This is a genomic window from Tissierellales bacterium, from assembly GCA_025210965.1.
In the GTDB taxonomy this organism is placed as follows: Bacteria; Bacillota; Clostridia; order Tissierellales; family JAOAQY01; genus JAOAQY01.
The window spans coordinates 16,072-30,173 of the sequence record JAOAQY010000238.1 but is presented as its reverse complement, the minus strand read 5'-3'; the positions used below and the strand labels follow the sequence as shown (position 1 = coordinate 30,173).

14 protein-coding genes are annotated in these 14,102 nt (G+C 34.0%); all 14 read right to left on the bottom strand.

Features of this window, described 5'->3' with window-relative positions; translation table 11 throughout:
* Window positions 1-305, bottom strand: a 305-nt coding sequence (locus tag N4A40_16895; GenBank protein MCT4663533.1) for a hypothetical protein, incomplete at its 3' end; no start/stop codon positions are given.
* Window positions 306-400: 95 nt separating this feature from the next.
* Complete coding sequence (locus tag N4A40_16890) at window positions 401-1,408, bottom strand: proline racemase (GenBank protein ID MCT4663532.1); 1,008 nt, start codon at window positions 1,406-1,408, stop codon at window positions 401-403.
* Window positions 1,409-1,520: 112 nt separating this feature from the next.
* Window positions 1,521-2,246 (bottom strand): D-proline reductase (dithiol) protein PrdB, encoded by a 726-nt coding sequence (prdB, locus tag N4A40_16885; GenBank protein MCT4663531.1) that lies wholly within the window; start codon window positions 2,244-2,246, stop codon window positions 1,521-1,523.
* Between the two features lie 11 nt (window positions 2,247-2,257).
* A complete protein-coding gene (locus N4A40_16880; GenBank protein MCT4663530.1) occupies window positions 2,258-2,557 on the bottom strand; it encodes a hypothetical protein in 300 nt (99 codons plus the stop codon).
* A 34-nt stretch (window positions 2,558-2,591) separates the two neighbouring features.
* On the bottom strand, window positions 2,592-4,463 hold the full coding sequence (gene prdA, locus N4A40_16875; protein MCT4663529.1) for a D-proline reductase (dithiol) proprotein PrdA: 1,872 nt from the start codon (window positions 4,461-4,463) through the stop codon (window positions 2,592-2,594).
* 87 nt (window positions 4,464-4,550) lie between these two features.
* Entirely contained in the window at window positions 4,551-5,834 is a 1,284-nt protein-coding gene (prdC, locus tag N4A40_16870) for a proline reductase-associated electron transfer protein PrdC (GenBank protein MCT4663528.1), read from the bottom strand.
* 361 nt (window positions 5,835-6,195) lie between these two features.
* Complete coding sequence (locus N4A40_16865; GenBank protein ID MCT4663527.1) at window positions 6,196-7,983, bottom strand: sigma 54-interacting transcriptional regulator; 1,788 nt, start codon at window positions 7,981-7,983, stop codon at window positions 6,196-6,198.
* A 119-nt stretch (window positions 7,984-8,102) separates the two neighbouring features.
* On the bottom strand, window positions 8,103-8,879 hold the full coding sequence (locus tag N4A40_16860; GenBank protein MCT4663526.1) for a protein-glutamate O-methyltransferase CheR: 777 nt from the start codon (window positions 8,877-8,879) through the stop codon (window positions 8,103-8,105).
* A 68-nt stretch (window positions 8,880-8,947) separates the two neighbouring features.
* Window positions 8,948-10,957 (bottom strand): bifunctional 4-hydroxy-3-methylbut-2-enyl diphosphate reductase/30S ribosomal protein S1, encoded by a 2,010-nt coding sequence (locus N4A40_16855; GenBank protein ID MCT4663525.1) that lies wholly within the window; start codon window positions 10,955-10,957, stop codon window positions 8,948-8,950.
* The gene (locus tag N4A40_16850) at window positions 10,958-11,554 is read right to left on the bottom strand and encodes a 1-acyl-sn-glycerol-3-phosphate acyltransferase (GenBank protein MCT4663524.1); all 597 of its coding nucleotides are present in this window, start codon (window positions 11,552-11,554) and stop codon (window positions 10,958-10,960) included.
* A 4-nt stretch (window positions 11,555-11,558) separates the two neighbouring features.
* Window positions 11,559-12,200: a (d)CMP kinase gene (cmk, locus tag N4A40_16845; GenBank protein MCT4663523.1), complete on the bottom strand. Its 642-nt coding sequence runs from the start codon at window positions 12,198-12,200 to the stop codon at window positions 11,559-11,561.
* A 12-nt stretch (window positions 12,201-12,212) separates the two neighbouring features.
* Window positions 12,213-12,566 (bottom strand): chorismate mutase, encoded by a 354-nt coding sequence (gene aroH, locus N4A40_16840; protein ID MCT4663522.1) that lies wholly within the window; start codon window positions 12,564-12,566, stop codon window positions 12,213-12,215.
* A gap of 115 nt (window positions 12,567-12,681) precedes the next feature.
* Window positions 12,682-13,554, bottom strand: coding sequence for a MurR/RpiR family transcriptional regulator (locus N4A40_16835; GenBank protein ID MCT4663521.1), 873 nt, complete (start codon window positions 13,552-13,554; stop codon window positions 12,682-12,684).
* 4 nt (window positions 13,555-13,558) lie between these two features.
* Complete coding sequence (locus N4A40_16830; GenBank protein ID MCT4663520.1) at window positions 13,559-14,101, bottom strand: 2-oxoacid:acceptor oxidoreductase family protein; 543 nt, start codon at window positions 14,099-14,101, stop codon at window positions 13,559-13,561.
* Window position 14,102: the final 1 nt, after the last annotated feature.

Below are 14,102 nucleotides of genomic sequence, written 5' to 3'. Positions count from 1 at the left end.
TCTATAACTGATATAAATATAAATGCTTCTGCTACTACTGGAATTGTACAAGATACATTAAGTGTACCAGGTAAAACTCTATCGTGAATTTGTTTAAACGATCGAAGTAACATAGTAGTCGGTGCAAATGAACCTATTCCAAGTGTATCAAAAAAGTTTGTCGTAAAACCTATAGCTGCGCTTGCTGCAAAATTCGTGTCTTGCTCTAAATTGTTATTACTTTTAGCTGTAGAAAAATCTTTAATAAAGAAAAATCCAAACCAAGCAGTAAAAAGTCCCAAAGCAATTCTAATAGCATTAATCATAAATATAATTCCTCCCATTTGTTATATTTTTAACATGCTCACCACTATAATAGCATATTATAGTGGTGAAAGCAAGTTATTTACAGGTTTTGACATTATTTCAGAATGAAACCATCTTTCAATGGATCTGCGTCGTCAAATACAAAGTGATTAAATCCCGTAATGTATGCAGCACCAGTTATTCTAGGTATAATCGCATCAAAATCGCCCACTTTTGTATCTTCTACAATTTCCCCTTCGAATAATGTTCCTGCTATACTCTCATAAACAAATTTCTGACCCTTTTCAAGCATTCCTTTTGAATAAAGCGTTGCTAATTTAGCCGAAGTACCTGTTCCACAAGGAGAACGGTCGACTTGACCTTGACCAAATATAACAACATTTTTGTAATCTGCATCTGGATGACTTGCATCATCGTAAAATTCTACTAAATCAACTGTATTGATATGTGCAAGTTCTGGATGCTGAACCTTAATGTCTCTATTAATAATATCTCTAATCTGCATACCAAGTTCTGTCAATTTCTGAGCATTCTTAGGTTCTACAGTAAGTCCTAATTGTTTTACACTAAGAATGGCAAAAAAGCTACCACCAAATGAAATATCAAACGTTATAGTACCATATTCAGGCAATTCAATTTGAGCATCTTTCATATAGTGGAAAGCTGGTACATTATTAAAAGATACTGACTGAACTTTATCGTCTTTAACTTTTACATCACCATAAACCAATCCAGCTGGAGCTTCCAATACGACCTTTGTTAAAGGTTCTGTCTTAGGAACCATTCCAGTTTCAACAGCAATAGTCATAGCACCAATAGTACCATGTCCACACATGTTTAGATAGCCACCGCCATCCATAAATATAATCCCAAGATCTGCCTTTGGATCACAAGGTTGAGTTATGATAGAACCGAACATATCATTGTGACCTCTAGGCTCTAACATAATTGCTGTACGAAGATTGTCCAAATGTTTTTCAAGGTATTCTTTTTTCTCTGGCATAGTTTGTCCAGGAATCGCATTAATTCCACCAACAACTACACGTGTTGGTTCTCCCATTGTATGTGAGTCAACTGCATGTATGCTTCTTGAAAAATTCATAATAACACCCCTTTTGTTATTTGTTTGACAAATTTAGTTAAATGAAAAAGGCTATTAGCCTTATTTCATGTCCAAACCAGCTCCCTCTAATGAGGGAGCTGATACAAAATATCTAGATACTAGCATGGTATTCGTGGTTTAATTTCACGATTCTACCAGGTGTTTCAATTGTTTCAAGCAATTGCAATGTCTCTTTAACGATAGCATGCTGTTGCTCTTTATTGTTAGGCTCACCAGCGTTTGCTCCCATTGGTACCAATGGTGCTGCAACACGAGGTGATCCATTTTGTCTTACTACTGGAGGTAAAGCGGCAATGATAATAGTTGGAATTCCCGCTTCCTCAATCGCTCTCTGCACGATAACTGCAGAGCGGTGGCAAGTACCTCAACCAGCTGTCATTAATACAGCGTCAACGCCTTCATCCACTAATTGTTTAGCGATTTCTGGACCTGTTTCCTCAGTGAAAACTCTAACGTCTCCACCACCACCCATGAAACCAAAGTTTACAGGTGCTATACCTTTAATAAATCCTTCTTCAACAAGTTCTCTAACTCTATCAATAGGGAACATGCAGTTGATGTCTTTATTAACATCAGCATTGTCATATCCACCATGAGATACCATTAAATCCCCAGAAGGTGCATCTCCTGGCACTACTCTAAAGCTTGTATCTCCAGCTAAGTTAAATCTCTTGTCTGATTTCAAGTGTACACCCGCTGCAGTTGCCAATGCAACAACCATATCTTTTAATGGTTTAGTTACAGGCGTCCAAACTGGTGGAGGGGTGATTGGAACAAATATTTCAGATTGTAATCCTTTTACGATTGTAAAATCCATATTCTTACCTCCTATTTATCTTCACATTCTAAATTTTTATAATATTGTTCTGTTCTGTGTTCTGCTTCTAATTGTCTATGTGCCTTGTAGACTTCCTCTTCATCAACCTCTGGTCCTAAAACCTCTGGATAAGAAAGCATAAATCCTACAGTCATCCCAACTTTTATATCATATTCTGTTATAACCATTCTCCTTGGTACTTTCAATCGTCCCAATCTTCCTTTAATCTCCATAGTTACCGAACAATCATTAAAATCAACGATAACTGCTTCATAAAAACTTTCTGATGAAATATATTTTAATCTGTCCACTTGACACACTCCTAACCTTTTATATACCTATATATTAAGCTTCTTCTACTTCGTAGATTTCTCTTCTTTTCTTAGATTTCTCTAATATTTGCTCATTAGCTTCAAGCTCAATCTTTTCTCCAGTAGCTTTTTCTATAACCTCAACGTTATTAAGTTTAACGTTTGGATTCCATTTTCTTTCAGCTTCTTTGATTGACTCTCCGCCCATCTTAGCTTTAAGCATATACATAGCTCTAATAGCATCTTCTGGAGCTAACGTATTATTTGAAAGTATCTCATTCTCGATACCTTGTGCAGATTTATTATTATCTACCATAGCATCCATGTACTTATTACCAACAACCAACTGACCTTGCATTGCAGAATAAGTAACACCAACCACGTTAGTTCTCATACCTACTTGTTCGATATGGCTAGCGAAGTCGATATGGTTATTACCAAATCCTTCAGTTGTAACAATTGCACCATCAAGATCCATTGCTTCAACAGTCATACCTAATAGTCTAGATACATAGAATTTCTCAGCATTAACCTGTGGCGAACCAACAAGGATAACCGCTACTAAGTCTATTTCTTCATCATGTAACGCATTCATTACTAGTGGTTCTCTCCAATAGTGACGAGATGTCTCTTTTGAAGCAGGTCCGATACAAGTAAGAGCATGAACACAACCATCTAAAATTTGTAATGGTGAAACCACTACTGGCACGTTTCCTAAGTCAACGTTTGGACGAGCACCTAATGTTCCAGCTGGTTCATTTGGCATGATGTAATTATCATGCATAGCGCCTTGACCCATGATTTCTTTAATAATTGCAATTCTTTTCTTACCTGGATGACGAGTTTGCTTAAACTCTTGCTCATTTACTACTAAGGCATCATCAACTTGATTTAGTGCTTCTCTAATCTCTTGAGTAATAATATCTGTAGCATTATGTGCTGCCATAGGGCCAGGTCTTTCCATATTAGTACCAGCTTTTACTGTTACTTGAGTTTTGATAAAGATTTCACCTTTATCAGGAGCACCAGCACGTCCCCACATGATATTTCTATCAAGGATACCTTCTGATGAACCAAATTCACCAATCTGAACACCATTCTCGTCAGTTCCAGTAACCATCATAATAGCGCCATCTACGACTCTAGTAACACCTTCACCTAATTCGCCTTCTTCTTTAGTAGCGATTGGTTGAACGTCCATGATTGTTTCACTGTACTCACTGTATTTATCTGGTGTGATTATATCTATTTTCAAATCTGTAACCAATTCCTCTGATGCAATAGCATCTTTACAGATATCTTCTCTAATATATAATGTTTTGCCATCAAATTTAGTTTCAGTTCCTTCAACTTTAACTTCTTTGATTTCATAATGCTTTCTTTTTAAAGTACGGATTATTTTTTCTTCATGACTATCTGCTACCACAGCATTAGTTCCTTGAGCAGCAACTTGAGCCTGTACTTGTGGAATTTCTGTTCCAAGAACTTGACCAGCTACAGTTAAAGGAATTTCTAAATCAATATTTCTTCCTTCACCGATATGAATCTTAACTGTTCCTGGGTTACCACTCATAATTGGAGCAACTGGTGCTACTGGAGCAACCGCTTCAACAGTAACAGCTTCTTCTACTTCTTCTTTTTCAGTTGCCATAGCAGTAACGCCTTCTAATACCTCTGCAGTTAAAGGTGTTAATGCATCAACTGTTTCTTTAAGTTTTGCACCTAATACCTCACCGATTTTTAAACAATTTGCCGGAATTTCTAATAATCCCGAGTCCTCCAAGTCTGGAAGGATATTAGGATCCTCCAAATTAGCAGGTTCAATTACTGTTCCAGCCTCAAATCTGCAGCATGTTACTGCAACATCATTAGCATGTTCCATAGCAGTCTCTTTAGTAATTGACATATGTGTACCTCCTTTTCGAGTTAAGCATTTTTTTAACAATCATATCTATCGAAAAACTGAATAGCCTATTCAGTTTCTCGTAGTTACCTATTTACTTTTTCTATAAAGCTTGTGACCACTTGCTCTCAGTGTGTGATCGGTACTGTGATATACGGGGATTCCTAACCTAGGAGCCACTTTCATAACAGTATTCGTTCAATCCTGACAAGTAGCAGTCAATACAACCTCAGCACCTTCTTTACGAAGACCAAGTATTGTTTCAGCTTGTCCCGGACAACATCCAGGCTTATCACAGCGGTATCTGCCGTTTACTTCAACCATTCTCTTACATTTAGCTGTAGAAACAACTTCAGCTCCCATTTCTTCTGCAATTTCTCGAAGACGAGCTTCATTTGCCCCACATTCACATTCCAAAATACCTACTTTTCTTGTTTCTTGTGGGAATGGCATAGCTACTAAAATACCACCACTAGTTTTAGTAAGCGGAGTCGACTCTTCACCTTTTTTACCAGTAAAAGGTCCTCCAATAACTATTTCGCCATGTGGCTCAATATAACCACCAGCAGTTTCTATATAGTGTCCTACAGGCATACCAAGCGGTTGATCAAAGAAAACTTTTCCTTCAATTGCATCAACTACTCTTCCTCCTACAGTAACATCCTTAGTTATAACAGGTTTTCTATCTTTTATCGCAAAGTAAACATTTTTAAGTGTTTCAACATTTGAGATAACAGCATTTGCTTCAAGAGGTAATTGCCCAGGTTCTAATTCAACGCCCATAATTTCTCTAACTATAACTCTTTCATCTCCTGCTGGATACATATTAGGAAGGAACTTAACTTCAATGTTAGGCTCATTCTTACATGCTCGTCCCATCGCGATACAAGCTTTCTTGTGGACTGGTTTTATAGCAATATATCCTTTATCTGCATTTGTAATTTCCATTACATACTTAAGACCTTCTACAACATATTCTGGATGCAATTCCATCATCTTTGTATTGTGATCAAGTATAGGTTCACATTCTGCGGCATTAGCTATAACACATCCACCTTTTAAATCAGTTTTATATTTAATTGCAGTTGGAAAACCAGCTCCACCAGCACCAACGATACCTGCTTCTCTAATCAATTCAAGATAGTCATCAGTTTTTTTAAGTTTCACATACTCTTCCGGCTGTTCATCATCTGCCTTTATGATGATTTGCATTTCATCTACAGACTCAACTACACCATAAACACTAGAATGTATATTTGCACCTAATCCCTGAGGCTCTGCTACTAATTGACCTTTTTTAACATGATCGCCAGCATCAACTATTGCTTTGCAAGGTGCTCCAACATGCTGTTTTAGCATCAATACTATATTCATCTTTCCACCTCCTCACTGTTTTCCTATGCCTATTACTATTGCAAATGGCATGCCAACTTTTTAACAAATTCAAATTTGTTAGTTTTTTATCGAAGAAGGGCTATTTTATCAGCATTAGCTATTATATATAAAAATTACTTATATTGCTTTTTTTAGGATTTATTATGTTTATATATACAAAAAGCGTCAGTTTTCAGACACCGTTGTCTTTCTATATAAACGGCTTGTTTTAAGCATTCATTCTGTTTGTATACAGCATCCTATTTTTATACGTCAGTTTTCTGACATTAATTAGTTTGATATTTTTTTGTCTAATTCACGGGTTTACAGCGGAATTTTCTGATAATTCAATTACGATTGTCTATTTATCGACACTTATGCTGTACTGATCTATTTTATAATAAAGCGTAGCGCGTGGGATTTTTAAGATTTTTGCAGTTTTAGCCTTATTTCCCTTACAAAATTCAAGCGTTTCTCTTATAATATTTTTTTCTTGTTCCTCTAAATAATGATTTAAATCAAAATTTTTATCTATTTTTGAATTAATAATAGTATCATTTTCATCTTTTTTATAAGATTTCACTTCATTTCTAATTTCAAGTGGAATTAAATTCTCTGAAAGAACACCATTAGTTGACAGCACTACCAAATATTCAATAGTATTCTTCAATTCTCTAATATTCCCCTTCCACCTATACTTTGTCAAAATTTCCATAGCTTCAGGTGTAATCTCATGTATCTTTTTGTTATTTTTGATGGCTTCATCTTTTACTAATTGATCCACTAAAAGTAATATGTCGCCTTTCCTATCTCTCAGCGGCGGTAATTTAAGTTCTATTACATTTAATCTATAGTATAAATCTTCTCTAAATGTTCCTTCTTCTACCATTTTAGCTAAATCCTTGTTGGTAGCTGATATAATTCTAGCATTTATATCTATAAATTTTTCTCCCCCAACTCTCTTAAGCTTTCTTTCTTGTAAAACTCTGAGGAGCTTTGCTTGCATAAAAAGAGGCATATCTCCAATCTCATCTAAAAATATAGTTCCGTTATTTGCTAGTTCAAACATTCCCATCTTACCCTTCTTACTAGCTCCAGTAAATGCACCTGCTTCATATCCAAACAATTCACTTTCAAATAGCTCATTTGGTATAGCACTACAGTTTATAGGCACAAACAAACTATCTTTCATGTCATCGAAACAATAATCATGAATAGATCTTGCAAATACTTCTTTACCTGTACCACTTTCACCCGTTACAAGTATTGATGCATTTGACTTAGCTACTTGCTTTGCAATATTGACTTGTTCAAGTATAGCCTTCGAACGACCTATAACTCTTCCAAAATTATCATCGCTTATATTTTTTACTTGCTTTTTCAAAAAATCCATCTGATCAGTTGCATTTGCAAGTTTTAGTGAGAGCTCTTTTACCTCACTTACATCACGATCTGTTGTAACTACTCCACCAAATTCTCCATTTATAAATATGGGCTCAGCATTTACTATTACATGTGATCCTTCTTTCGGTGAATGATATAAACTATTTACAGCTTCTTTAGTTATAAGAACTCTAGCGTTTATAGCATCTGGAAAAAAATCATTTATATTATTTCCAAGTATTTTTTCTGTTGGAATACCATAAAGTTTAGCCGCATTATCATTCCAAATCAAAACCTTTCCATTCTTGTCCAATAAACATACTGCTTCGTGCATTATATTTACAACATTTGCAAGTCTCTTTAAATCTTTTTCCATTTCAGTATAAAAATTATCTAATATCTCTCGTTCTCGTATTATTCCTACTATTTTATTTTCACTAATTATAGGAATTAAACCTATCTTATTTCTTATCATCAAATTTCTAGTATCTGAAAGTGACTGTTCTAATTCAGCTGTAATAAGATTTTTAGTCATTATATCGCTCAAAATCATCTCTTGCTGAGGTCCCTTACTAAAAAATTCTCGCAAATCTTGAAGTGTAACTACACCTATCAAAAAACCTTCTCTATTAGTTATTAACATTTCTCTATTGCCACTAGCTAACATAACTTTTATTGCATGAGCCACTTTGCAGTTTTCATCAAATGTAATAAAATCTCTATTCAAAACAGCTCTATTTTTTATCCCTTCATATTCGAATATCATATATATCTCCCTTCAAATATCACAATTCCTTTCTATTATATCAGATATCAATTATCGATGAAATTATTGATCGCATAATAAAAAAAGCAACCTTATCTAATGATAAGATTGCTCCTATATTACTTTTTCTTTTTGTAGAAAAATGTCTGTACAGGCTCAAAATTATAACGCTCTGGCATGATAATTTGCTCTGTACTTCCCACAAAGAATACTCCATCGTCAGTAAGCGATTTATTGAATTTGTGGTACATCTCCGCTTTCGCTTCTTCTGTAAAATAAATCATAACATTTCGACACAGTATCAAATGATATCCCTTTGGATAAGGATCCTTCAGCAAATTCATTTGTTTAAATTTGACACATTTCTTTATATCATCTGAAATTTTGTATGAACTACCAACTTTTTCAAAATATTTTTTCTTCAAATCACTAGGAATATTTTTAAGACTCTTCTCATTATATATTCCCATATTTGCCTTTTCTATTGCTCCTAAATCCAAATCCGTAGCATCAATTTGAATATCTTTCAAATCAAAGAATCTAGAAAGCATCATAACTAGTGAATAAGGCTCCTCACCTGTTGAAGAGGCACTACTCCAGACTTTCAGCTTACCTCTATTTTCACTTTTAAGCTTAGGCACTATAATTTTATCTAAAGCTTCCCATTGCTTAGGGTTTCTATAAAACTCTGATACATTAATTGTCAAATAGTTTATAAATTCGTCGAAAAGTTTCTTATCATTTTTCAGACCAATGAAATAATCATCAAAATCCTTGTATTTATTACGAGACACTAGTGAAGCAATTCTTCGCTTCATTTGCTTTTCTTTATAAGACGATAAATCTAGTCCAATAAGCTTATTTATATCCCTTTTAAACGCTTCGTATTTATCCATAATTCCAACTCCTTCATTGAGGCCTGTTTGTCATTACAAAAGAAACCTTTATTTAATATGTCAATCAATTATTTTTGATTCATCATATCGCCAATAGTTACTTCTGGCTCTTCTGTAGTATAGCTAGTTGGCTCTTCTTCTTTTTTTACTTCTACAACTTCTTCTGTTTCAACAACTGGCTTTTCTAATGTTTCTTTAATACTTAAGCTGATTTTCTTTTCTTCTAAATCAATGCTAAGTACTTTTACATTAACTTTTTCACCAACTGATAATACATCGCTTGGCTTGTTAACTCTCTCGTATGCAATTTGTGAAACATGGACCAAACCATCGATTCCTGGCTCTAACTCAACGAAAGCACCGAAATCTGTCATTCTACGAACAACACCTTCTACAGTAGAGTTCACTGGGTAGTTTTCTTCTACTAATGACCAAGGATTTGGAAGAGTTTTCTTCAAGCTCAAAGAAATTTTCTCTTTAGACTTATCGAATGAAATAACATAAACCTGAACTTTTTGTCCAACTTTAAGAATTTCGCTTGGGTGCTTAATTCTTCCCCACGACATTTCTGAAATGTGGATTAGACCATCAACACCATCGATATCAACAAATGCACCAAAGTCAGCTAATCTAACAACTTCACCTTCTCTAGTCATTCCTTCTTCTAATTTAGAGAATACTTTTTCTTTTCTTGCATCGTCTTCAATCTTTTCAATTTCTTTTCTAGAAAGAATTAGACGATTTCTCTTAGTATCAATTTCTTTAATTTTAACTTTGAATTCTCTATTTACATAGCTTTCTAAATCTTTTACAAAACGAGTTGATAACAATGAAGCAGGAATAAACCCACTTACATTATTTACTATAGCTATTACCCCACCTTTAGTAGTTTTAACCACTTTAGCATCAACATATTCGTTCTCGTTATACATTTTTTCTAATTCTTCCCAGTTAACAATATTGTCAACTCTTTTCTTAGATAAAACAACATTACCATCTTCGTCGCTCATTCTAAGAATCAATACTTTAACAGTGTCTCCTTCTTTTAATATATCTGATGCCTTAGCATCTGGATCTTCTGTTAATTCATCTTTTGCAATAATACCATCTGCTTTATAGCCAATATTAATCATTGCCTCATTGTCATTGACAATAATAACTGTTCCTTCTACTACTTCTCCTGGTCTGATTGCTGACATGCCTTTTTCATATTCTTCCATCATTTTCATCATGTCATTGTTTTCCATATTGTTCATCTTGTTAACAACCTCCTCGATTATCCAATCAGGTGTAGATGCTCCCGCAATTACACCAATGATTTCATAATTCATAATTTCTGCCAAATCTAGCTCACATGCTCTTTCAATGTGAAATACATTTTCGCAGTTCAAACTGGCTATCTCTTTTAACTTTTTAGTATTAGAACTATGATAGCCTCCTATTATAATCATGGCATCTGATGATTTTGCCAATTGCATACAGGCGTTTTGTCTCTTTTCTGTAGCATCACAGATAGTATTTAAAACAACTGCCTTTGACTGTTTTTCTAATATGCGATTTGCACAATCCCAAAAGACACTTTCTTTGTTGGTAGTTTGAGAAACTACCAACACTTTTTCACCAATTTCTATTTTATCACATTCTGAAGGATTTTTAACTATAAATGTATCATTTTTACTCCAACCTTTTATACCAATCACTTCTGGATGAGTAAAATCACCAACTATAACAACCTGATAACCCTCTAAACTGTAGGATTCTACCTTTTCTTGTATAAGTTTCACATTAGGACAAGTTGTATCTATAATTTCACAATTTTGTGATACTAATTGATCATAAATTGCCTTTGCTACACCATGAGCTCTAATAATCACTTTTCTATTATACAAGGTTTTTAGATTTTTTTCATCAATTACTTTTAATCCGCTTTCTTCTAATTTTTCTATAATCTGCGCATTATGAATAACTGGTCCTATAGAATATACCTCTTCATTTTCAGAAAGTGTTCTTTCAACAAGTTCTATAGATTTTTTTACTCCATAACAAAATCCACTATATGTCGCTTTTACCACTCTCATTTATATACCCTCTTTCTTCAAAGCAAAAACATGATTCATAATATCATTACTCATTTTTTTATAGTCTTCGCCAGTAGGTTTTTGATCAAAGTAGTCACTATAGTCTATAGGTTCGCCAATCCTCACTACAACCTTACTAAATAACTTATACTTTTTCTTGGCATCTATATATACAGGTACCACTTTTGATTTAGTTTTCCATGCTAGTACTGAAACCCCTTGTTTAGGTTCAATATATTCTCCAGTTTTATTTCTTGTTCCCTCAGGGAATACAAATAATATTTCATCATTTTTAAGCACTTTAAGTGATTGCTTTATAGCCTTCAAGTCAGTACCTTCTCTATCTATTGGGATTCCACCTAGTGAAACTAAAACTTTCGAAAATAACTTATTCTTAAAAAGTTCTTTTTTTGCCAAATAATACATTTCTCTGTCAAATGCTAGACCTATAGCAATTGGATCTAATACGTGAATATGATTAGAACAAACAACATATCCTCCACCTGACGGAATATTTGACTTCCCTTCTATTTCTAATTTAAAAAACACTGCTGCAAGGCATTTCCCTACACCCTTTGCAAAATTATAAAACGACATATTATCACCTATTTACGTAGCTCAATATTGCCTCTATGACACCTTCTATATCCAAAAAAGTAGTGTCAATCTCTATAGCGCCCTCAGCTCTCTTAAGTGGCGCAAATTCTCGAGTTGAATCAATATGATCTCGTTTTTTTATTTCATCAATTACCTGTGCTAAATCTATTTCTACACCTTTAGCAGTTAATTCTTTATACCTTCTTTTACCTCTTTCTTCCGCACTAGCAGTTAAGAAAAATTTCAACTCTGCTTTTGGTAGAACATATGAGCCTATATCTCGCCCATCCATTATAACATCTTTATTTGATGCTATTTTCCTTTGAATATCAACCATCCACAATCTAATAAATTTTATAACAGCATAATTAGATACATTTTGGTTGATTTTATTTTCGCGAATAGCTTCATCTACAGCTATTCCATCTAAATAAATATGCCCATCTTTAAAATCTATATCTGTATCATGTAGCATTTGCTCAAGTTTATCATACTCTTCTGGTCTTATATCTTGATTCATAGACTTTAAAGTTATAGCTCTATACATAGCTCCTGTATCAATGTATTCAAATTTAAGCTGATTTGCAATCATTTTTGATATAGTGCTTTTTCCAGAGCCCGCTGGTCCATCTACAGCTATCTGCATAGCATTTCACCCCTATTTTACCAAATCTTTTCGAAGTGATTGAGCCTCTTTTAAATAAATATGCTTTACATCTCTTTGTTTAATATCTGACTCTGCTAAAACCATAACCCTAATACATTTAGCCAAACTACCCTCTACATACATTTCTTGCATGCAAAGCAAACTAGCTTGCTTAATCCCTAGTGTACGAGCTGCTACAGCTGGATATACTGCATCTAAATCTTTTGTTGCAGTGAAAGTTATTTGAATAATATCTTCCTGCTCTAAATCATTAGCTACTAGTATTTCTTTCAATAAATTCTCTGTATCATCTAACATAGTTTCTCGATTATTTTCAGTGGTTATTGCACCTCTTATCGATATCATAGCATCACTTCCCTTGATAATTATATACTAATTCCTGCAAGTCAACAAGGATTTATAAAAAAGTTAATTTTTAGTGATAAAAAAGTCTAGCAAACTAAGTTGCTAGACAAATTAACTATCGCTCTATTTCTTTTTCGTACACATCATATGTGTCCCAAACATTTTCCAAAATCTCAAAATAATTTTCTACAGTTTCACGTTTTTGCACAGCAACTCCAACAATTAATGCATTTATTAAGCTCATTGGACCTACAAGTGAATCAACAAATGAAGCCATATTGCTCTTTGCTATAAGAGCGTGAGTAGATAAATCCGCTATCGGAGATATTATACTATCTGTAATACCAATGATTTCACAATTTCTACTTCGTGCAAATTCTAGTGCTTGTATAGTTTTACGAGAATACCTCGGGTAACTTATTACAATTAACAAATCGTCTTCGGTTACTTTTATAAGCTGTTCTAAAACATCACTCAAACCAAAACTTACAACATTAACATTGTCTAGTATTAAATTCAAGTAAAAACCCAAATAACCAGCAAGCGCAGTAGAACTTCTTAAACCTAAAACATATACTCTTTTAGCTCTACCTATTTTATCCACTACTTGATTAAATATCGAATGATCAAGTTCATCAAGAGTAAGCCTAATATTATTTATATCAGACTGCATTACCTGTTTTAAAAAACCACCTTTAGATTGATACTCATCAGCAATACTTATTCTCTGCACTGTAGTAAGTTTGCTCTTAATCAACTGCTGCAGTGATTTCTGTAATTCTGGATATCCCATAAAACCTAGTGCATTTGCAAATCTGACTACAGTCGATTCACTTACACCCACTGTCTCACCAAGTTTAGAAGCTGTCATAAAAGCCGCTTTATCATAACTCTTCATTATGAACTCAGCAATTAACTTTTGTCCTTTACTCAAAGTTTGAAATTTATTCTGAATCATTTTAATCAGATCAATATTTTTATCTCCCATTTTATCATTCCCTTATCTGTGTTATTTCTTTACCACTTTCAAAAGCCTTTCTATTCAAAGCCTCCGTACCCTTTGGCACTCTGTTGAGAATCGCTCTTTCTAAAGACTCATCTGAAACAACTTTAGTTATTTCATTTAACGCCCCTAATGCCACTATATTAGCAACCATACTTCTACCAATTTTTTCACTAGCTGTTGTCAATATAGGCATTCTATATATATCATATTTTTTTGTATTATCTGGCAATTCAACTGCTTCATCGACTATTAGTGTACCATTTTCTTTTAAATTTGACAAATATTTGTCACAAGACTTCTGTGTTAATGATAACAATATATCACATTTCTGTACTTTTGGATAGTGAATCTCACTATCACTTATTATGACTTCAGCTTTACTTGCGCCGCCTCTGGCCTCTGGTCCATACGATTGTGATTGAACTGCTTCTTTATCATCCATGAGTGCTGCTTCTGCTAAAATTATTCCACCTAAAATTAGTCCTTGTCCACCAGAACCACTTAATCTAATTTCAACCTGATTACACATT